The organism is Shewanella livingstonensis (genome assembly GCF_003855395.1).
GTDB lineage: Bacteria > Pseudomonadota > Gammaproteobacteria > Enterobacterales > Shewanellaceae > Shewanella > Shewanella livingstonensis.
The window spans coordinates 1,042,377-1,064,720 of the sequence record NZ_CP034015.1; the positions used below are offsets into that span (position 1 = coordinate 1,042,377).

Annotated in this window: 18 protein-coding genes and 3 pseudogenes; 18 read left to right on the plus strand and 3 right to left on the minus strand. The window is 37.6% G+C overall.

What is annotated here, in order from left to right; all coding sequences use genetic code 11:
* Positions 1-8: 8 nt before the first annotated feature.
* From cpaB to EGC82_RS21450, 12 genes and pseudogenes are all read left to right on the plus strand, one after another.
* On the plus strand, positions 9-908 hold the full coding sequence (gene cpaB, locus EGC82_RS04535) for a Flp pilus assembly protein CpaB (RefSeq protein WP_124729705.1): 900 nt from the start codon (positions 9-11) through the stop codon (positions 906-908).
* Positions 905-2,215 (plus strand): type II and III secretion system protein family protein, encoded by a 1,311-nt coding sequence (locus tag EGC82_RS04540; RefSeq protein ID WP_124729706.1) that lies wholly within the window; start codon positions 905-907, stop codon positions 2,213-2,215. Before cpaB ends, EGC82_RS04540 begins: the two co-directional genes overlap by 4 nt.
* Positions 2,216-2,228: 13 nt before the next feature.
* Positions 2,229-3,938: a TadA family conjugal transfer-associated ATPase gene (locus tag EGC82_RS04545; RefSeq protein ID WP_124729707.1), complete on the plus strand. Its 1,710-nt coding sequence runs from the start codon at positions 2,229-2,231 to the stop codon at positions 3,936-3,938.
* Positions 3,935-4,786, plus strand: a complete 852-nt coding sequence (locus tag EGC82_RS04550) for a type II secretion system F family protein (RefSeq protein ID WP_124729708.1) — start codon at positions 3,935-3,937, stop codon at positions 4,784-4,786. Before EGC82_RS04545 ends, EGC82_RS04550 begins: the two co-directional genes overlap by 4 nt.
* Before the next feature lie 8 nt (positions 4,787-4,794).
* Positions 4,795-5,658: a type II secretion system F family protein gene (locus tag EGC82_RS04555; RefSeq protein ID WP_124729709.1), complete on the plus strand. Its 864-nt coding sequence runs from the start codon at positions 4,795-4,797 to the stop codon at positions 5,656-5,658.
* Position 5,659: 1 nt separating this feature from the next.
* On the plus strand, positions 5,660-5,998 hold the full coding sequence (locus tag EGC82_RS04560) for a DUF192 domain-containing protein (RefSeq protein WP_124729710.1): 339 nt from the start codon (positions 5,660-5,662) through the stop codon (positions 5,996-5,998).
* Entirely contained in the window at positions 5,992-6,480 is a 489-nt protein-coding gene (locus EGC82_RS04565; protein WP_124729711.1) for a tetratricopeptide repeat protein, read from the plus strand. The genes EGC82_RS04560 and EGC82_RS04565 overlap by 7 nt, the downstream gene beginning before the upstream one ends.
* The gene (locus EGC82_RS04570) at positions 6,480-7,166 is read left to right on the plus strand and encodes a TadE family protein (RefSeq protein ID WP_244212535.1); all 687 of its coding nucleotides are present in this window, start codon (positions 6,480-6,482) and stop codon (positions 7,164-7,166) included. Before EGC82_RS04565 ends, EGC82_RS04570 begins: the two co-directional genes overlap by 1 nt.
* Before the next feature lie 72 nt (positions 7,167-7,238).
* Complete coding sequence (locus EGC82_RS04575) at positions 7,239-11,234, plus strand: IPT/TIG domain-containing protein (protein ID WP_124729712.1); 3,996 nt, start codon at positions 7,239-7,241, stop codon at positions 11,232-11,234.
* An 18-nt stretch (positions 11,235-11,252) separates the two neighbouring features.
* Complete coding sequence (locus EGC82_RS04580; RefSeq protein ID WP_124729713.1) at positions 11,253-11,690, plus strand: hypothetical protein; 438 nt, start codon at positions 11,253-11,255, stop codon at positions 11,688-11,690.
* Positions 11,691-11,911: 221 nt separating this feature from the next.
* Positions 11,912-12,415: a hypothetical protein gene (locus EGC82_RS04585; protein ID WP_124729714.1), complete on the plus strand. Its 504-nt coding sequence runs from the start codon at positions 11,912-11,914 to the stop codon at positions 12,413-12,415.
* 215 nt (positions 12,416-12,630) lie between these two features.
* Positions 12,631-12,844 (plus strand): annotated as a pseudogene (locus EGC82_RS21450) (transposase); the annotation flags it as partial.
* 25 nt (positions 12,845-12,869) lie between these two features.
* On the opposite strand, the pseudogene EGC82_RS21835 reads toward EGC82_RS21450, so the two are convergent.
* Positions 12,870-14,219 (minus strand): annotated as a pseudogene (locus tag EGC82_RS21835) (IS3 family transposase).
* A 94-nt stretch (positions 14,220-14,313) separates the two neighbouring features.
* Between EGC82_RS21835 and EGC82_RS21455 the strand changes: the two are divergent.
* From EGC82_RS21455 to EGC82_RS04635, 6 genes and pseudogenes are all read left to right on the plus strand, one after another.
* Positions 14,314-14,789: pseudogene (locus tag EGC82_RS21455) on the plus strand (transposase); the annotation flags it as partial.
* 330 nt (positions 14,790-15,119) lie between these two features.
* The gene (locus tag EGC82_RS04615; RefSeq protein ID WP_124729716.1) at positions 15,120-15,548 is read left to right on the plus strand and encodes a hypothetical protein; all 429 of its coding nucleotides are present in this window, start codon (positions 15,120-15,122) and stop codon (positions 15,546-15,548) included.
* 61 nt (positions 15,549-15,609) lie between these two features.
* Positions 15,610-16,848: a hypothetical protein gene (locus tag EGC82_RS04620; RefSeq protein WP_124729717.1), complete on the plus strand. Its 1,239-nt coding sequence runs from the start codon at positions 15,610-15,612 to the stop codon at positions 16,846-16,848.
* A 105-nt stretch (positions 16,849-16,953) separates the two neighbouring features.
* On the plus strand, positions 16,954-17,397 hold the full coding sequence (locus tag EGC82_RS04625; RefSeq protein ID WP_124729718.1) for a hypothetical protein: 444 nt from the start codon (positions 16,954-16,956) through the stop codon (positions 17,395-17,397).
* Between the two features lie 73 nt (positions 17,398-17,470).
* Positions 17,471-18,502 carry a hypothetical protein gene (locus tag EGC82_RS04630; protein WP_124729719.1) on the plus strand — a complete coding sequence of 344 codons (1,032 nt, stop codon included), beginning with the start codon at positions 17,471-17,473 and terminating at the stop codon, positions 18,500-18,502.
* Positions 18,503-18,554: 52 nt separating this feature from the next.
* Complete coding sequence (locus EGC82_RS04635) at positions 18,555-19,163, plus strand: hypothetical protein (protein WP_124729720.1); 609 nt, start codon at positions 18,555-18,557, stop codon at positions 19,161-19,163.
* A gap of 324 nt (positions 19,164-19,487) precedes the next feature.
* Here the strand turns inward: EGC82_RS04635 and EGC82_RS04640 are convergent, their stop codons facing one another.
* Together EGC82_RS04640 and EGC82_RS04645 are read right to left on the minus strand one after the other, a co-directional pair.
* Positions 19,488-21,305, minus strand: a complete 1,818-nt coding sequence (locus EGC82_RS04640; RefSeq protein ID WP_124729721.1) for a hypothetical protein — start codon at positions 21,303-21,305, stop codon at positions 19,488-19,490.
* A gap of 147 nt (positions 21,306-21,452) precedes the next feature.
* Positions 21,453-22,085, minus strand: coding sequence for a response regulator transcription factor (locus EGC82_RS04645; RefSeq protein WP_124729722.1), 633 nt, complete (start codon positions 22,083-22,085; stop codon positions 21,453-21,455).
* Between the last annotated feature and the right edge of the window lie 259 nt (positions 22,086-22,344).

Consider the following 22,344-nt stretch of genomic DNA (forward strand, 5'->3'; position numbering starts at 1 on the left):
GATAGTAAATGCGATTTAAATCTATAGATTTCAACTGGATATTACTGATTATAGCTATTGTGCTAGGCGGTGTTTCAGCTTGGGCAACCAAGAATTATTTTATCACTAAAGAACAGCAAATTAGAGATGAGCTTTCGAGTGATAATATCGTAATGGCAGACGTAGTTGTTGCAACGCAAGAATTACGAAAAGGTGATGTAGTATCACAAGATAATATGTCGGTAAGAACAGTCCGAGCAGATATTTTACCTTTAGACGCTGTTCATCCCTCACAGTTCGATTTAGTCATCGGGCAGATGCTATTGGCACCTATGAGTGCGGGAAGACCGCTTATATCGACATATTTACCTGGTATGCACGCAAAACAATTCTCTGATTTACTTAAAGATGGTGAGCGTGCAATCACAATCAATATAGATGAAATTAACTCGACCGCGGGCATGTTAGTGCCTGCTGATCACATCGACTTATTGTTAGCTTTTAAAGATGAAAAAGATGAACAAGAAACCGAAACATTACAATTATTGATTGAAAATGTCGTAGTGCTAGCAGCCGGGCGCAGAAGTTTGGATATTAATCCTGAGTTAGTTGAGACTATTTATGACAATCCGAATGCTTACAATACTGTAACACTGGCATTATCGGTAGAAGATGCTGCGAGAGTTTCTTTAGCTAGAAACAAAGGCAAATTTGTAACCTTACTGCGTAATCAAGAAGAGGTAGCGCCTTTAGAGTTTGTTTCTTTAAAAGAAAGCCAAATATTTAATGTTGTTAATAACCAAACTGCCGAAAACAATGTCGAAATGATTATCGGCGGCAGTGGCATAAAAACAACGACCCAAAGTTATCCGCTTCCTAAAGAAATGCTTGAGCAGTTAAATCAATATAAGAATAATTTATCACTATGAAATCATTAAATATAATTTTTGTTTTTTTTATTTGTATTTTTACATCATCGGTAGCTTTAGCTCACAATAATACTCCATTTAAGTTATATGTAGGTGCAGTAGAGTTGTATAAAGCCAAAAACATTGAGCGAATAGTGGTTGGTAACGGTAGTGTAATTAGTACAAAGGTTATTGATAATAATGGTCTTATTATCATAGGTGAATCTGCAGGTGAAACCGATTTACAAATATGGCAAAAAACGGGTCATGTCATTAAGTTAAGCGTGACGGTCACCCCAGACAACTCACTCAAAACGTCAGCGACAATTAAGAGGATGTTAGCGGCGTTTCCTGCATTACAAGTGACAGAGAATGATGGATTGATCATTGTTCAAGGTGAAGCAGACTTAATCCAAAAAGAACAATTAGAGAAAATATTTGAGGCTAGTCCTAATATTGTGTCATTAGTTCAGTACACTAAATATGCAAAAGCTATTGCACCGATGGTTAGAATGCAAGTCAAGATAGTTGAGTTTAATAAATCGACACTAAATAACATTGGTATTAAGTGGGATTCAGTTATGGCTGGTCCGGCATACGGTGCTGCAAAAGCTTTTACCGCCAACCCCATTTTTAGTGTTGCATCTTCAGGTCAGTTTGTTGACCAAATATCAAGTGCAGTAACAGACAGTATTGGGGTACTCGATAATCGCAGTTGGAGTTATTTTGGTGTAGTGACGGGTATAAGCTCTCAAATTCAATTGTTGGCACAAAAAGGCGATGCAAGAATGCTTGCAGAGCCTAATCTCACAACTCGTAGCGGTGAAACTGCATCATTTTTAGCTGGTGGAGAGTTTCCTATTCAAAGTGTGAGTGGACTTGGTGCCGTAGATGTGGAGTTTAAAGAATATGGTATTAAGTTAGATATTGAACCTGTAGTGGACGAGAACCAAAATATTGTGAGTAGAGTCATGGCCGAGGTTAGCTCAATTGATCCCTCTGTTTCCATCGGTGACATCCCTGGATTGTTAACGCGTAAAACTGAATCTGTCATTAATGTCAAAAATAATGAAACTATCGTTATTTCAGGTCTAGTCAATAGTGAGATGTCAAAATCGGTCAGTAAATTTCCCTTTTTAGGTGACATTCCTATTTTAGGTGAATTATTCAAATCTAGAGACTTTAGAGAAAAGAAAAGTGAGTTGGTTATTTTTGTTACCCCGACGATCGTGTATCCAGGCGAAGAAAGTCATGACGCACAATTAGCCCGAGGGTTAGAGCTCATTGATGAGTCTCCTAAACTTGAAGCGTTTTATATCTTAGATTAAAAAGGATTTACAGATGTTTAGCGTAATTGTTAACACAACTAAAGGCACTAAAGTGGGTGAGTTTCAGTGTATTCATTCGGAATGTCATGTAGGAAAAGAGACTCAACAACTTATTCAACTCCGAGGCTTTAAGGTCTCTAAGCATCATGCGACATTATATCAAAATGATGACGGGATATTTGTAACAGATAATCAAAGTCGCACAGGAACAAAAGTTAATGATGAAAAGCAGGCTCAATTTGGTCCATTAACGTTAAATGACAACATACAGATTGGTGATTATATTCTTCGGGTACAGTCTTCCGACCGCAGTAACACATCTGAAGAGAACGAAAGCAAGGTTTTAGATACGGAAATTGATAGCGGTGTGAATATTGAATCTACAGATATTCAAGCGCAAGAAAAACAAAATATAGCCTCTATTGCTTCGGCGGAATTACTTCAAAAAATCAAAGTCAGAAACGAATGTCGTCGTAAGGTTCATAGAGAGCTATTAAAGCTAATGGATTTAAGACGCGTAAACGTCAATGAAATGAGTGACGATGAATTAAGGCTTCAAAGCTCCAAATTGATTGAACAAATCATCGATTCAATGACTATTCCGGCAGAAATCGAAGTTAGCTCACTTATTAAAGAAGTGTTAGACGAAACCATTGGTTTAGGACCATTGGAAAGCCTTATTGCAGATCCAGATGTTACTGAAATTATGGTGAATAGCCATGACCAAATATTTTATGAAAAAGCCGGTAACTTGTTTTTATCCGATATTGCCTTTTCTGATGATCAAGCTGTTTTAGGTGCCATTGAAAGAATTGTTACACCAATAGGCCGAAGAATAGATGAAAGTTCGCCAATGGTGGATGCAAGATTAAAAGACGGTTCTAGGGTTAATGCCGTCATTCCACCATTAGCATTAAAAGGGCCATGTATCACCATTCGTAAGTTCATGCAGCGACGTTTGAGCTGTGATGACTTAGTTAAGTTTGATTCAATGAATGCTGCGATGGCATCATTTTTAGAAATGGCCGTTAAGCAAAAAAGAAATATTGTGATTTCCGGTGGTACAGGTTCTGGTAAAACAACATTATTAAATGTGTTATCGAATTTTATTCCAGACAATGAGCGGATTGTAACAGTTGAAGACGCCGCAGAACTTCAATTGTATCAACCTAATTTAGTCTCACTAGAAGCCAGACCGCCAAACCAAGAAGGTAAAGGTGCTGTTGAAATTCGTGATTTAGTCAAAAACTGTTTACGAATGCGTCCAGACCGAGTGGTTATTGGTGAATGTCGAGGTGGTGAAGCTCTCGACATGCTTCAGGCTATGAATACAGGACATGATGGTTCGCTTACCACTGCTCACTCAAATTCTCCCAGAGACTGCGTGTCACGTTTAGAGGTGATGGTAATGATGGCTGGGATGAACTTACCTATTTTGGCTATACGTGAGCAAATCGCCTCAGCAGTGAATATTATTGTACAACAATCTCGTTTTTCTGATGGTTCAAGAAGAGTGACCAGTATTTGCGAACTGACAGGATTAGAAGGCAGTGTTGTACAGTTGTCTGAAATATTTAAATTTCAACAAACTGGATTTAATGCAGAAGGCAAAATTGAAGGCTTTTATACTGCAACTGGTACCGTTCCTGAGTTTTATGAGCAGTTACAAAAGCGGGGCGTAAAAATTAAATTAGATATTTTTGATAATGGAGGCCGTAAATGACAATAATTTTATTTGCAGCCCTTTTAGCATCTATATCTGTTGCGCTATTGGTGTGGTCTTTAAAGCATTTATCGGAAAAGTTTGCGTTGAATTACCATCAAACGTTTACGACTTCTGCTAAATTGAATTTGACCGAAATGTTTTTGTTTATCGAGCCAAAACAACTCTTTATCTTAAATATGATCACTCTGATTTCGTTACCTATTTTATTTAGAGTTTTTATGGGCACTTGGGTGTTGGGTATTCTACTCAGTATTTTTCTTGCTCTTGTCCCCCGGTTTATTTATAAGTTTTTACATAAAAGGCGTCGTAGAAAATTTGTTCACCAATTACCTGACGCGCTCAATATGGTAGCTACATCTATGCAGTCTGGTGCTAACGTAACCAGTGCAATTGAATTTATGGCTGAAGAAATGGAATCGCCAACTAAACAAGAGTTTCAGTTATTTTTGCGTGAGCAAAGGCTTGGTGTCGAATTCAACAAAGCACTAGATAATATGCTAGTGAGAATTCCTGAAGATGAATTTCAGCTTGTTACCGCAGGCATGCAAATATCGAGAGAGGTTGGAGGGAATTTAGCAGAGGTGCTTCATAGATTATCACAGACACTACGCAAAAAAATTGAGATGGAAGGTAAAATTGATGCCTTAACTTCTCAAGGTAAAATGCAAGGCGTTGTGATGACCTTACTGCCAGTCTTTATTGGTGTAGTGCTATATCATATGGAACCCTCTTCAATGGGCCGAATTCTTACGGAGCCAATGGGATGGGCATTAATTGCACTTATTACTATCATGTTATTTGCCGGGTATATGTCAATCCGTAAAATAGTCTCAATTGATGTATAGGGAATATCATGGTTAATTTAATTGTCACATGCTATACAATCGCATTCATCTTCTTAGTTGTTAGTTGTATTCGTATTTATCGAAAAGTACCAAAAGATAATCGTGAATTTATGGACCCGTTATCTCCAGGGTTAAAGCTTATCTGGCCTTTTGTTAGAATCGTTGCTTTTTATATTAGTGAAAATTTAAGTGTAGATTACCTGGAACGGATCTCAAAAAAGCTTCAAATATCAGGTTTGTCTTACATCATGACGGCAGAGCAATATTTTGCTATCAGGGTTTTAAGTACATTATTTTCGCTTGGGTTAACGATATTTTGTGGTTTGCTATTAGATAATCTAGAAACTAACTATCTGATTTTCGCTGCCTTTTTTGGTTATTTTTTGCCCGTATTAACCCTAAATGATTTACGTAAAAAACGACAAGGTCAAATCGTCAAATCGCTTCCTGTGTATTTAGATTACTTAACCATGGCAATTGAAGCTGGCTTAAATATGACAGGAGCATTGTCTCAAGCTGTCGACCGTGGGCCCGCAGGCCCATTGCGTATTGAATTAGAAAAGGTGATTCGAGACATGCGAGCGGGGATGTCAAGGGCGCAATCTTTCAGGAATATGGCTGACCGAGTCCAAATCACCGAAGTTAATAGCCTTGTAAGTGCACTCGCTCAGGCAGAAAGAACGGGCGCGAGCTTAGGGCAAACATTGCGGATCCAGTCAGATCAGCGTCGTGTAGAACGTTTTCAGCGTGCAGAGAAAAAAGCGCTTGAAGCACCTGTTAAATTAGTCTTTCCTTTGGTTATATTTATTTTCCCAGTAACATTTATGATTTTGGCTTTCCCTATTGCGATGAAATTCATGTACGAGCTATAAAATGAACTTAATAAGTATTAAAAGCGACAAAGGTAGCAGCATAGATAATGTTTTCTATGCAAACAAAACCTTGAGTAGATTGAAAGGTCTTTTAGGGCAAAGCAGTTTAACAATGCAACAAGGCCTATTGATTGCACCTTGTAATTCAGTTCATACCTTAGGGATGAAGTTTGATATCGATGTGATTTTTTTAGATAAAAATAACAAAGTTGTCAAAATTAAAACATCGGTTAAACCGGCTAGAATGACCAGTTGTTTTAGCTCTAAAAAAGTACTCGAATTAGCATCTGGAAGTGCTGAATATAACAATATTTCAATCGGAGATTTACTGTCATGGTAAGACATCTATTATTACTTACAGCTGTTTTGTGCATGGGGTTAACTGGTTGCGCCAGTAAACCGGATACTAAGCAACAAGAAGGTAATCAACAAATCATGCAGCTGCAAGCCAATGCAGAACGTGCTTATAAAATGGCTATGTTAGACCAGGCTGAGAGTTTGTACTTTGAGGTCTTAGCTAGCGTGCCTAACTATGCTCCAGCCTGGTTTAGGTTAGGTAATATTTACACTCGAACGGGTCGTCACGATGCTGCAATAGCGGCTTACTCAAAAAATTTAGAATTTCAACCAGATAATCAAAAAGCATTTTATAACATTAGTTTAGTCCGTATTAAACAATCAACTGAAATGCTGGCAGCGGCAACAAAGCATGGTGATGTAAACTCTCCTATTGGTAAACAAATTCAAGCGTTACTCGATGCTCTGAATCAATTGCAAAGAGAGCCTCGCAAACCCGATCAGCAAATCGAAGCGTCGTTATAATGAAACGCATAATTTTTCAAAATCAGAAAGGTCAAAGTATGGTTGAGTTTAGCCTTGCTGTGCCTTTTTTAATGCCAATAGTTTTAGTCACCATGATGCTAATTGTACAGTGGGCCTTTATATATTCAGCCAAAAGTACCCTAAATGCGGCCACCATTAATGCTGTTAGGGCAGGCACGCTGCACAACGGTAATATCAATGAAATTCGTAATGGGCTTGCTCAGGGGATGATGCCTTTATTTGCCCATGGGACTGATATTTCTGACACTCTAGAGGCTGTTGCAAAATCAAAAGTGGCAGTAACATTACAAAGCGATATTACTATTTTAAGCCCAGATAGAACCGCTTTTGATGAGTTTAAAGTGAGGGTGAGATATCCCCAAGGCTATGTGTATGAAATACCGAATAACAATTTAATGTACCGAAATCCTGTATTAAAAGATTTAGGACAAGGTAGAAAGTTGAATGTACAAGATGCCAATTTATTACAGATAGAAGTCAGATGGTGTCAAAAATTGATAGTCCCATTTGCTAATTATGTTATTGAAGAAATTATAACGTCGGCACTGTACTTACCCGGTCCAGAACAACTTGTTTGCAACGCGCTTGGGCAAGCAACAGGTGATAGTTATTTAGCAATGGTTTCGCAAGGGTTAATGCGAATGCAAACACCTTTTAGATTGTAATTGAAATAAAGATGAACTTGACATAACAGTCAATAAAAATTGAAAAAATGGATTTATATAGGGATATATTCAATGAAACATAATGCACTTTGGTTAGCTATTTTATTAGCTGCTAGCGTAGGAATGAGTGGTTGTAATAGTGAATTAGAGGAAGGTGAAGGCGTTGGCGTTGTCGTGCCCACACCTGTAGATCCTGTAGATCCTGTAGACCCAACGGATCCTATAGATCCAACTGATCCTGTTGACCCAACCGATCCAGTCGATTTTGTCGGTACCTGGGAAAACAAGGATGAAGATGGTGATGGTGTGCCAGATGAGCAAGATGATTATCCGTTTGATGCAGATAAGTCTGAATACGAATTGGTTTATGAAGAAGAGTTTAATAATAATCTAGCAGTTGCTAACATCGTAAATGGAGGCGTTCCTTTCAGAGTTAGTGGTGTCGTCCAAGAGAATCAAGATCTTGATCTTTACAAATTTCATGTTAATGAGCGTAAAGATATAACAGTAGTGCTTAAGTCTGATAGTAAAGAGTTTTCTCCTTATGTAACGATTTTTGATTCTAAGGGGGAGTCATTACAAATGTATAAAAGTAGTTACAATCCTGTCGGTCTAGTTCGTAATGCGGTAAGTTTTACATTGACTAAATCAGGGGCTTATTATCTGGTGGTAGGTGATTCTGAAGCAAGTGGTAAGCCTGACTTTAACTATGATATACATGTGTTCGATGATGTAGATGTAGATTTAATTGATGATAACATCGAATCAGCATTTGGTCTTTCAAGTAAAATACAAGATTCAGATGAAGATCAAATCATTGATGGTGACGAGTTTTATGTTTACGAGTATGGTGATGTATTCTCACATGATCGTGACAATGACGGAACTCCAAACTGGCTAGACCTTGATAGTGATGGCGATGGGATTATAGATCGTATCGAGAATAACAAAGACTATGAAAGAGATGGTTTCGCGGCATTTGTAGACTTAGACTCTGATGGGAATGGTATTTCAGATGCTATAGAAGTTGGTGATAATATTTTAAGTCCATTAGATCAAGACATCGATGGTGATTATGACTATATAGATGTAGATGATGATGCTGATGGGTTATTAGATATAAATGATTCTAATCCCAAAGAAAGTGTAGTTTCGGTTTTGCCTAATCAAGTGGGCTATAAAGATATTCTATCTATTTCATACTTATATAACGGACAATCTATAGATAATATTAATATAGCATTTGAGCCGCATATGTTAAATGGAACTAACCTTAATCAAAGTGGTTACCTTGTATTTAATATGGGTCCTGGTGTTTCACCTGTCAACATTAAAATGTCCGGAGGCGATGAGGGTGTTTTTTTAATGCCTAAAAACGCAAGTAGCTTATATTTTTACTCTGATGGTGTTCGTTCAAATGTTGTTGATGTTAAATATTCTAACTCTAACATCCCTATTATTAACTCAATGTCTGGTGAGTATTATAAAGAAGGTCAGACAGTTGATTTGTCGGGTGTGAACTTTAATGAAGACACATTAGTTTATATTAATGATGAAGAAATATTACCTTCTATTAACACGCCTACAAACTTAAACTTTACCTTGCCAGAGAATCTACCACCATCAGTTATGGTAAGTGTGAAAACGAGTTATGGAGAAAGTAATCAAAGAGAGATTAAAATTGGAAATCAAATATCACTTGACTTATTGATGCCAGACAATGTCGTTATTGACTATGAAAGTCTAATAATTGAATCACTTCGCTCCCCAACAGGTGTTAGTTACAAATTTAATAGTGCATTAACCTCACAAGTACTAGTAGGTAGCGGGCACGATATCATAATTATCAGTTATGAAGATGGTAACGATAGTTGGCCATATTTATATCAAGCAGCTTTTGGTGGGAAACTTAAATATGAAATTTCGGCTTTAAATTCAGCAAAATCACTTTCATGGTATATGGCCGGTGCAAAGAATTTAGTACCTACATCTAGCTGGGAGGCATTTTATGATAATTTGTCTGAGATCGCTGAAATACAATTGTTAGCAAATTTTATAGAAGCTAATTTAACAAATCCTAAGTTTTCTGAAAATAAAGCTGCTGAGTACAATGAACTTGAAAGTGCTGCTGTTAAAGCTGTAAAGTCTTCGATAGAAATAACATTCCCAAGTTCAGAGAATAGTAAGCCAACTTCGTCAAAGTCAAGCAAAGCTAGAGTACCAGAAGGAGCATACAAACCTTTAATTGAAGCCGATTGGGTTGATACTGATGGAGATATAGAAATTATACCATCAGAAGTATGGGATGGGTTCGCGGATGATGTATTTGATGGTAATTTTGGTGTTGAAAATGATACCGCACTTTTTTTGAGTAGTCGATTTAAAAAAATGGGCGAAGAGTATGAGAATGATGTGTTGATACCGCATGTCACTTCAAGTATCGATGGTAATGTCATCGGTCCTCAGCATTGGGGGATTTTGAATATTTCCCAAACGAAGTATTTCCCCCAGTGTAATTATAATAATTGTGATATTGAAGTTATAACACCTGGAATACGCGGACCTTATCCAAGTACTAGTGCAGGTGAGCAGGCAAGAAACGCACTAATTTTTAAAACCGCGGTTGAACAGGTTATTTTACCTGCGATTGGTTACGTCATCGATAGAAATAATTTGTATGAAGACAGAGTTTGGGTACAAAAAGTATTGACAGAAGCTTATCCAATATTTATTAATGCTGTTGACCTATCGCAGTCAAAAGACACTGCAGAGGTCTTAGGGAAATTTTTTTGGCTTCTTAGAGACGATATCATGTCTAATGGGCCAGCAAGTCAATTAAGTGTCATTATCGCTCAAAAAGTAGGCTCAAGTTCTTTAATGACAGCCGTTAGAAATAAATTAGCCCAGTATCTTGCACCATTAGCGCTTCCAGTGGTTGGTGAAGCGATTATTCTAATACAAGCGATTAACGATGCGTTAAAGGGCGTTAATTTAGCAAATAAACTATTAAATGTTACCGGCGATCTCATGAGAGTACCCAGTGTCGTGAGCTTTACGGCGCAATGGCCAGTTCGAATCGACTCAGTTTATCCCGCAGCTATAGATAAAAGTACAATTACAAGTGATGTAAACCTTATTATTGAAGGGCGTGGCTTTTTATCTCTTTGGGTTTACGGTAACAAAATATATCCTGAAGTTTCAGTTATAGATACTAAAGGAACAGACGATTTAACTGATGATGACACCCTATTAGATTTTACAACGAACGGACAAAACTTAGTCTCTGATGGTTCAGCTATCGATTTTGTTTATATTAAAAAAGATAAGCTACTTAATGCTGTCGGGCCTTTAAAAGTCTATGTCGAAGTATCTGATTCGAAGCCAACACCTAAGGAAATTCAATTTGTTGACGGTATTCAAATAGCCAATATTGAACCTGATGAAGTATTCCGTGGAGATAGCATTTTAATTTCAGGTGCTGGTTTTAGTCGTTCAATTCCTGAAAACCTTGTTACTTTTCAAGGTAACTCAGGAAGGCTACAAGCTAAAATTGTATCTGCTAACATCAATAGCTTGCGAGTTATTGTGCCTGATGGTGCTGTCTCTGGTGATGTTACCTTATCTGTAAATGGTAGATCATCTAAAAATAGCTATCCTGTGATAGTACAAGAAAGTGGTATTACAGCTAGGTTTGGTGATAACGGTAATGAGCAGGATGATATATTCACTTTGTTTGTTGCAGGTAAATCTGTTCAAATGTCACAAGCAGGACAACGAGATATTGAATTATTTCAATCTTTAGCACCAGGTGAGTATGAAGTTTTGATGACTGCAAATGACATTCCTGATGAAAGAGGTACATATTATGTCTGTTTTTCTGATAATGTTGAAATACTTAATGGTAGTCCTGTAACTGCAAAAACATTATTGACAAATCAAGGTGATCAAGCAAGATGGAACATAAGGGTATCGGCTAGCGCAGGTAAAATAATTTCTAATTGTGCACAATCAGAAATTAAACCAAGCCAGCAAGTATTTGGCAACATTATGCAAGCAGTAATTGATTAACATGAAAAGGACATTACGTTGAATAAATTATTTTTTATAGTGGTATGTTTATTACTCAATAGCAGCGTTGCAGAGGCTAAGTTTGATGAAGATTTGCAAAAAAGGTGCGTTAACATTGTAAACTACAAGTTAGCAGGGGAGCTAGACTCGTTATTGCAATATTATTACCCTAAAACCAGAAGTAATCCTAAATTTGTTGATTTTCATAAAAAAAGGCAAGTCAAACACGCTAGAAGAATTGCAGAAAAAGGGGCTGTTGATAGCGTGTCTGTCGTCGACACTAACGAGCTACCTAATCCAGCTAGCGACAGCAAGCATGCGGGATTTAATATTGTTGAGCAACGCTCAATTCTAACTCATGTTAAGTTTTCTAAAGAGGATCGACCCGTAAGCTATGAATGTATATTTGGTCTAGAAAAAGAGTCAAATGAGTGGTTTATGTTAAACGCAATTTAGACTTTAGGTAATAAAAAACTAAAACGACTAACATTTGTTAGTCGTTTTTATATTTTTAAATACAAAATTACAGCGATTTTTATATGCCTTGGTTAGCAAAGAAGCTCCGAAAATTTAACAATACTTCCTCTTTATCAGACAAATTAACAGAACAGCATAAGGTCGTTGTAACATTAAATAGAATTGTGTGGCCCTTATCTAACTACACTTGGGCGCTATTTGTGATTTGCTTAGTGGGCATCCCATTGGGGTTATTTGCATTGGATTATTATCAATATGTGTTGGAGGCGACGTTTACTGCATTAGCCGTCATTCTCGTTAGCCATTTTATTATCCATTTTAAAACAGGTTTTAAAGCGACCTTAACAAAAGATGCCATAGAATTACCGATTAGCCAGCATTCGACGGGATACGTGTCATTTAGTCGGGTTAAAGAAATTCGTATCCAACGTTTTTATCATATTTACCGCTATGTTAAACCCGGCGCTATTTTTAACTCGCCAGCAAGAGGCGAGATATATACCCATGCACATCTAGTGTTAAACAATGGCGAAGTTGTTAATTTGTCTCGGGTAAACCTCGTCTCATTACCTGAAATTGTCGAATACATACAGCAGCGTTACTCTCCCAAAATCAGTTATCGTTATCCAATGCCACTGACATTTTTAGGTGGGATGTTTCTGTTATATATAGTGTTGCTTATCTCACAAATTATGACGATTTAATTGTTTGACAATAATTGCGCAAATCGAAAATTAACATGGCCATATATAGACGCTCCCGGTGAGTCAAGATAATACTCTGCTCACCGAAGGCTTTTTCGCCTTAGTTTTCTATACAACATTCTCATTCTTATCAATAACATGGCCATCCATGATTGCTGGCTAAATATCAAGCAATAACCTACGCTTTATTTACCCTTCCTAAATGGTATTTGAAGATGGCCAGACCAAGACAGACAATTGTTAGCTTAGATGACACACCTTCTCCTGCAAATAAAGAGTAGTCACTGCTGTTCGCGATTAGTCCGTAAGGCTTTTCTGTGTGGTATTGATCATTTAACGGGTGAAAACTTTGAGCATCGGCGTGAGTGGGTTGATTCTTGTATTCTTGAATTGGCAACCATCTTTGCCATAGATATCTGTGCTTACGCATTCTTTGTAATGAACAGTATAGTGGTCAAGTAATATTGGCCACGGTTTTAGAGTCATTCCAATATAAACGTTCTGACTCATTTGGCGTTAACCCACCATTATATTGATGGGGTCTAGTTTCACTGTAATATCCAGTGATGTAATTTGTGATCGCTTTATCTGCTTCTGTAAAATTCACATAGCCACTTGCGGGTACCCATTCAGATTTCAAACTTCTAAAGAAACGCTCCATTGGTGCGTTATCCCAACAATTCCCGCGTCGACTCATGCTTTGCTCAATCTGAAGACGCCATAATAACTGTCTGAACTTCAAGCTTGTGTAATGTGAACCTTGGTCGCTGTGATATATCACATTCTCAGGTTCCCCTCTTAACTCAAATGCCATTTTCAAGGCTTTAGAGGTCAGCTCGCTGTCAGGCGACAATGACAAAGCCCACCCAACAGGTTTGCGGGAAAATAAGTCTAGGGCGTGTTGATCTTTGTATGAAATTCGAACAAAACTAGTTTTTTAATCAAAATAACCTTTAAATACCAATTGTAAATGGGAGAAATAGCTCGTTATTCAAGTATTCACTTAAGTAAAATTGTACAAATTTATTTCAGTGAATAAAAAGCGAACAAAGATCAACAGCCCCTAGAACAACCGCTAAATATGCCCAACGATTACCGACCCAAACATACGTTACATCGCCACACCACACTTTATCCGGTTGAGTTACGGCAAACTGCCGATTAAGCGTATTCGGGATAGCGACATGCTCTTGTGCAGCTTTCCTATAAGCATGCTTAGGCTGCTGACAACTCACTAACCCAAGCTTTAGCATGAGATTACGAGCTCGATAACGACTGAGTTTAATCCCTTTGTTAGTCACTAATAGCGCTATCGTTCGAGCACCGGCAGAGCCATTACTAATACGATGCGCGGCCTTCACTTCACTGCATAAAATTGTAAAATCAGCATCGATATGGTCTTTTCTTTTTAGCCAATATTTATAGCTACTTCGATGCACTTTGAATGCATTACAAATTGTAAGAATAGAGTGGCTCTGCTTGAGTTGGCTGATTAGCGCAAATTGTTCATCGAGTCTGACATCAAGAGAGCTGTAGCCTTTTTTAGGATAAGGTTATGCTCCTCAATACGTGCTATGTGTTTCTTCAACTCACGGATTTCAATTTGTTCAGGGGTCATCGGAGAGGCTTTGGGAGTGCCACCTTGGCGTTCTAGTTTTAACTGCCTAACCCATTTGTCCATAGTCGATTTACCCACGTTCATGGCTTTTGCAGCTTGAATGATTGTGTGGTTTTTATCGAGGACTAATTGGGCTGCTTCAAGTTTGAATTCAGCGCTAAATGTTTTTCTGGTTGTCGATCTCATGTGTTCACCTAAAGTTATCTACGAGGCAATAATATCACCTCTATTTAGGTGGCCAAAATAACTATGCCACTACACAGGGAGTAACCATTTCCATGTGGTGATTAAAGTGGATGCTGATAAAGCCAAGCGGTGGTCAGATAAAGAATTGTTAATTCAATGGCACAAAGGCTTTAAAGGTACATTACTGACACAAAAATTTGTTAAAGGTGAGGACCTAAACTCATTTGAGCTTCAAACGGTTAATGAATGCATTACTGAATACCGTAAACGCTTAATTGATATCAGCTGGTTTATGCGCTCCTTGAGTGAGCCAATCGCTCGAATGGCCAATAAAGAAGACAAGTGCACTGGGCGATTTTATTCGCTGCCATCCATGGCACTCACCCTCCGGGTCAGCTAAAGCTGTTCAAATTTATTCCCGATAAATTTGTGGGAAGGCGTTTTAAGTCCCAAGCACTGCTTGATGAAGCCGCAGTATTAGCCTGTATGGCTTATGTGGATTTAAACCCAATTCGTGCCAAGATGGCAGCAACTCCAGAAACTTCTGATTACACCAGCATTAAACGTCGAAGTTAAAACATGCCACCCAAAGTTATTGGCCATTAACATATCAACTCCCTGTAGTGTATGTTGATGGATGTAGAACAGAATAAATCGTTAATATGAACATAAAATGATATGTAAATTGTTGAGATTAATGAGGTACAACCAAAGATAATCCACTGACTAGTGGTTGAACAATGTTATCTGTTCGTAATAAGATTAAACAGTTAGATCATAGTAAATGTATAATAAATGGTAACCATATCCACATTACTTATGATGCTTACTTTCTAAATAGTAATGATAAGTGATGTTCTGATTTGTCATTAGGTGCTTGTTAATCAAGGAAGAATAATCATGAATATTGTCGTTAAGTCGCTAATATTGGCTTTGTTAGTTAGCTTGTCATATGAATCATATGCAGACGATAGTAATTATAATTTTGTTGCGAATAGTAATACTGATAATATTTTTCTTGATAAATGTAAGATTTACAGGGAAATACTAAAAACCAACGATATTGAGTTGTTCAAAACGTTTATCGATCCGTCATTGCATGAGCACCCTCATTTAGCTAAAGGTTTCTCTACTTACGTAAAGAAGTATGAGCGAGAAGTCGGTGAAGAGGCTTATACATTGGAAAGCATTGTCATAGTGAACTTAGAAGACCAAAATTTTGCTGGTGTCGATTACATATATTCATACAATAATGGCAAAGGCCATGGCAACTCAGGTTGTACATTTACCCGCTTAGAAGGTAATCATTGGAAGCTACGAGCTCGTTAACATTAAGAATATTAATAAGCTCTTCAGCAAAATGAAAAAGTGAAGTCGATTAAGGGATAGGATGTTTAACAAGTTAACAGGGACGTTATTGATTACTGCGTCATCATTTTCAATAGTGTCAGCCGTTGAAAAAATAAAGTGGATTTTTATATGCTTTAATCTAGTTTATGTGGTGTTAGCGGTAAGTGTTTTTTCTTTTTCGGCTGAAACTGTCGGGCGTTTAATGTTCAGTATATTGTTGATGTTGATAGCTTTTAGTTATCAATGTCGATGGTGTTTTGATGCCTCACGTAAGGTGTTAACACAGTTCCATGGTTTCAAGTTAGGGGGGAAATCCATTTATTCCCTTCAACAACAAGATGTTGAGTACTCAATAATAAAAAATATTGAGTTAAAAGAAGTGCATAATACTTATAAAGTGATTTTGCATGTTAAAGAGAGTGAACAAGCTCAATTACCTGAACCGATATCAATATCGTTAAAAGTGAAGCTACATAAGTTGCCCGCATTGGTGCAACAATGTCGAAAAGAGTTAATGTCGCAGGGGATTAATGTTGTAGGTCAATTTGATAGCGTTAGCCGTAAAGATTGGCCAACCTTTAGTTCAGTTCCGCTCGACCAAGATACCGTAAAAGCCTTTATTGGGATTAAGTTATTTAACGACCCGATAAAATTACAATACCCCGTCACACTGTTTATGCTGCCTTTACCTCGGCAATACTTTCATCAAGTCTGGGCTTCAAGCTATATCAGTTTTATGGTTGCTCTGTTTATCCTTTATTCTAGCCAAAATATCGTAGCGGCCACCGTGGTTGCACTATTTGGGGGAGTGGTATCTGCTGTAAGGCGAAAGCTCATTTGCGATAAGCACTATACACAGGGTATATCATCTCCCAATGAAATTGTTATCAGCGAAAATTCACTTGTTATTCCAAGAGTATATTTTGAGGACAAGCAAGTTAGACAGATAGAAAAATCTGCGATTAAATCAATCAATATTGAGTGGAATTGGTATAAAGCTGGCGATGGTGACAGTACCCGGAGGCAATATAGGCGACCTTTTGTATTTAGAGTCAACATTGATGTGAGTAACGGTGAAAGCATTGTGTTAGCAGGGCAAACGTTTGATAGTAATCAATTTGTTATTGCACTGTGCCAACTCGGGTATAGTGCAACGTTGACGCAAATTTCGAAAATAGCTGCGGTGTGGCGATTTTACATACTCATACCAATAGTTGTCGCGCTACTTGGCATGACAGGCTTTGGCTTGTACTCGCTTTATATTCGTTATTTGGTATAAGAATAAAAATGAGTAGCATAATGACTATGACAGATTGTCATATTAGAGTTTTTTATTTTCTTCATTGTAAAAGTGATAGCTAATACTATTTAAATGGAGATTAATATGAGATTAATCGTAAGCCTTATAACCATCAGTAGCATAATGTTATTCAGTATTTCAGCGAGTGCCTTGGAGCGCTTCGCGGGAATTGAAGATGGCTCAGATGCGAACCTAAAGGCCGTCTGCAAAGGCTATATGGTCAATAGTTATCTGAAAAATGATCCTGAGTTATTCTTTCATTTATTACCTAAATCGATGAAAAAAATGGAGGCGATGCTTGAGAAAGATTGGCCAGATGGACACCTAAAACGTTTTGGTGCAGAGCCATTAACGGAATATGATTTTTTTGAGATAGATGATGAGCTCAGGGAATCAATTTATAAAGGTCATCCAGTTAAAAGCATAAGCATAAAATATCAAGCGGGTGTTATGAAGCGTTACCGCGGTAGTTCGTGCTCTTTTGAGCAATTTGAGAATAAACGTTGGTACTTTGTCCAAAAACCTTAACTAAGTAAACAAGCCCTATTTATTAATAATAGGGCTTTGCTTTTTTAATGCCTAAAGCACATTAAAGGGATTTATGAGTTATAAAATTTGTAAGCAGACAGATGATTGCATTGTGCTGCAAGATACTGGTGGTATTATCGACTTTATTTTTGGTATTGGTATGGCCGCCATGGGGGCAGGTGTCATCTATTTAGGTTGGTTTGGCTACCAAGATACCGGTGAGATATTCATGCCACTCATTATAGCCCTTGTCGGCAGTTGTTTATTCTTCCCTATGTTTAAGCGTAACCGATTAACGATTGATGCGACCCGTAAAGAGGTGGTGAAAACAAAGTCCTGGTTCGGTATTACCAAAGAGAAAGAGATTGTGACTAATAGCAATCTTTCATTACTCGAAATGTCTGGTTTTATTACCGGTGAATTTAACGCTTTTTTTGATCGTCAAGAAAGCGTTATGCATCATTATGCGCTTAAGTTTTATAGCTACCCTGAATGGCATATCACTATCAGAAATGTTTCAACCATGATCAATATCGTGATGTTTTTTGAAAAACACTTTGATACCGATTTGGCATTAGTTGTTCAGCATAAAAGGCATAAATTTAGTACTAAAGGGTTATTAAAAGACCATAAGCCGACTGCACTTCCAACAGGTGGTTTAGTTCGCGAATCTGGCTTTCAGCAACTGACTGTAGGCGGCATGCCTTTTACATCATTAAGATTTTGGCTGTTTGCGATGAGTACCATAGGCATATCATTTTTTATTTCGATATTTATATTATTCTTTTCTGAATCCGTTTTTACACCCTATGTATCCTTGCCTATTCAATATGCTTTATCAGCGTTACTGATTGGCTTTTTTTCTTGGGTATTTCTTTACCGCGCAGCAGGGACAAAACTCAGAATTTATAATGATACTTTGATTATTAAACATGGTGCATTTAAAGAGAAAACCTATAAACGTTCAGATATTATTGGCGTAGTAAACATTACTAGAAATACGTATTTAGTGACTCGACTAGGTGCCGAATGGTTAGCTTTTAGATTACCCACAGAATACAGCTATGCCATTCACAGCTGGTTAATGCCATATCTGAAACGCTGAATACTAGAATAATTTAACTTATTTATTTAACTCAACTAACAGGATGTTATCGATGAATATGATAAAAAAAGCCAGCTTGCTGGTGGCCATGACTACAGCCATTACCACAATGAGCTTTGCTGCATTGGCGAGTAATCAAGGCGCTATTGATGCGTTTGAAGCCAAAACTAAACCCATAGCCCAAGATGCAAAAGTCTTATCCGACAAGCAATTAGTGTTGATGCAAGAGTTTAATCAACTTATGGAGTCTGGTAACGCTGCCGCAGTATTTCAAAGTGGTAAGGTTACAGAGTTACAAGCACTCGGCGAGCAGACGTTGGTGCAAGCTAAGTTATTTGTCAAAGAGTATGAGCAATTTTTAGCGCAGTTACCTGAAACCTCTACCTGTTATACACCTGAAAACGTCAGTGAGTATAATCGCCTTATTAATGAGGTTGCGGCTAAGAATCAATCTTTGTCTGAGCTAAACAGTACAGTCACGCCGGGTGATGAAATGGCTGCCACTATGGCTGTATTAAACTTACAAATGCATGCAGGGCAGGTAAGTAGTTTGGTGCAAATGTTTCAGCTGGTGAAGATGTGCTATATAACCGAAGCCATGGGTTACACCAAGCAAGATGTTGAGCGTATGGAAGCTGAAGAAGATGGTGATGAGCTGTAATGCCAGTATCTAATATGTCACTTTACATATTGGCAGTGTTTACTTTGTTGATTGTTAATAAGTAACAGGTTATTGAGTTGGATGGGGTGTATGCTATAGCAGTCATTCTATCTAGCATATCTAGTGCATTAGGGATTCATCATTTTTATGGCAGCAGAACGGTCCTTTGTCTATGGTGCGTTTGATTTAGTCTTAGCGATTGTTGGTCGTTTTATTGATAAAGAAAACGATATGATTAAAGCAGGCTAATATTTGTGGCTTGATGATAAAAAACCATTAGCTTTTGCTAATGGTTTTTTACATTGCGAGTAAGCAATAAGCCTCTTATGGTGTTGTTTTTAGTGACAATAAATGATTGTATAATATTTGGGTAAAGCGTTCTGAATTGTCATAAGTCATCATTAGTTGATTGTTTGCGTCTTTCGTGTCGAAAGCTTTATTTAAATTGACTTCAATTAACTGTTGATCTGCAACTAAATAATATGTCGGAAGAATGTGCTCAGCAACTTTGTCATTTATAGCGTCCTCAGTTGTAATAATTAATGGCTGATTACTTGGGCTAATGCTGCGTTCTACTGTAAATGTCGTTTCTGGTTGCAGGTTAATATCAAGCAGAGTGATCTTACTTTGTTGCTCATCGACGATGATAAACTCTGGATATAAACTATCAAATTGTGCTCTAGCGATATCATCAACTGTGATCATATCAGCCGTCTCGTAATCAGGAAGGTCGTAGATTTCATAATTATTGACTTCCCGACACATGACATCAGCTTCTTGAGATACGTTTATAGAATATAATGTTTGTGGCCAATTTAGCGTGTTGAATTTAAGACTATCAGGAATAATGTTAAGTATTGAGCTCCAGCTATCACTTGGTGTGAGTATTTTTTCTACATTAATAGTGACATTAACATCTGTTGATTCATACACTGTTTTGTAACTATTACCATCTATAAACGGTTCAGTCGTCGGCAATGGTGCAATGGTATACCAACCGTTATGGGTTGTGTTCCAGCATTCTATTTCTATTTCTTGTTCACCTATATCTTTAGGGAATTCGGTAACATACCCAATTCCGTCAATAGAGGCTGATCCTATAACAGTCTTTCCTGTCTCATCATTTTCTAGTGAGAATGTGCTGAACTGTGACAGCAACGCTAGCGATAAGGTATTAGCAAAGCCGCTATCATTAATGATATTACCTAGCACAACATCCCAATCGTTTTGTGACAAAATACGTGAATCGATCGGTAATTCTGTAAATCCTAATGCGATAGCTGAATCACTAAAGAGTATATTTGCGGCTAAAGTAAATATATCGTCTGAGAAGAACTCTTCGATAGAAAGGCCGCTATCACTTAATATTTGCCAAAGTTGAGTATAAGTAGCTGCAAGAATTTTTTCTGCAGCGATTAAGTTTGGGATTTGAGTCGCGATGACTTGCTGTAAATAAGCAATGGCATAGTCTATGCGCATAAAGTTAGCTGAGGCTGATGTTTCCGCTGAAATAGAATACAAGGTGTCTGCATCTAATTGATACAAAATAGCCAATAGAGTGTCTAATTCAGCCGATAATTGACTAATATCACTGTTAGACAGACTTTGACTCTTCATCTCAATCACCCGAGAGAGTTTAATATGGGTCAGGTTATTAATCGCGCCATTGTACTGTGGGCTAGCGATTAAAGTGCCTTTTCCTGCGTCACTAACGATAGATTTTGGCGCAGAGCGGGTGGTTGGATTTTTAACCTTAAGTGCTAAAGAGCGGGCTTGGATTGCTTGTGTTGCTGTCGCCGCCTGCCAGTTAGCCACTAAATAATAGTCTGGGGTTTCGACTTCGCTCTTCCAATCAATTTGGTAGTTACCGTCAACATCTGTAATAGTAAAAGGTTCATCACTATCACAGGCTAAGTTTTTATTTAAATCAGCGCAAACTGCTGCACCAGATAATGCACCTTGATATACCGCAAGGCCGTTTACCTGGTGAGTGTATTCTGATGCTACTGGTGGCGTAGTAATCGGGGGAGGTGTGCCTGAATCTGGTTGCGTGATTTCGGTATTAGAATCGTCGTCAGATGAACCGCAACCGACTAAGAGTGTGCCAGAGATTAATATGGCTAATATGCTTTTATGGTGCATTAATGTGTCCTTACATTAGATTGTTACTGCGTTTTCACTAAATAGTTGTGCAGTAGGTAATACATTACAATGCAGCGGCTAACCCACTATTGAAGGTGAGTTTAATGCGTGTCGCTGATACATTGCTGGTGTGATTAAAAGAGATGGTTAACCGGCAGCAAACGCAAATAATTGGCCGCGATTTTTGATTTTGGTTTTTTTGTAAATATTTTGCACGTGCATTTTGACCGTGTTAACGGAAATGTTGAGCTCTTTGGCCATTTCTTCGTTAGTGAGTCCATGCAGTATAAGCGATAGAATTTGTTGTTCTTTTTTGGTGGTGACGGCAAGTATTTTGGCGCGATTACCTGATGAAGGAATACGCTTTCTTTGGAGGATGTATTTAGAAACGGCTTTAGGGTCAAAGCTAATATCACCATCTTGCACTTTTTTGATACATTCTATTTGATGTGAAATAGCATCATCGACACTTATAGCACCATGAAATCCCGATGAAATAAGGATAACTTCTAATTCTACATTTAACGCTGGACAGAATGCGATGTGCAAGTTGCTTTTAAATAATTCGGCCGATAAATAACCAATTTCTTGTAATGGATGTTCAAGGTAATGAATCATAATGGTGGTACCATTTTCTTCATTTGATGTGGTAGATAGTTCTGATAATGCGCTACTAGCATTGGTTGAAATTAAGTTAAATTCAATTAAATTTGCAAGGTGCTGAAATTGCCCATGAAGCTGAATAGGGAAATCTACGATTAGAAGGTTATTGCTGAACATGTCACATTCCTTGTTTAAAAATACAGCATCCGGTTGCTGTCATTTCTCTGTTTTTACGACAGCATTATAGTGAGTCTTGTCGAAAACATATACAGATTCTAACATATATCATATAAATAAAAAAAAGCTGTTTAGTGTAAGTTTTATTCAACTCTCTTTACAGCTTAAAATATGTAAGCGTTTGTTTTCGTTGTATTTTTATTGGCTACTTTTGCTTGTACAATATTCTAAACCTAATCCTACAGGATTATAAGCTTAC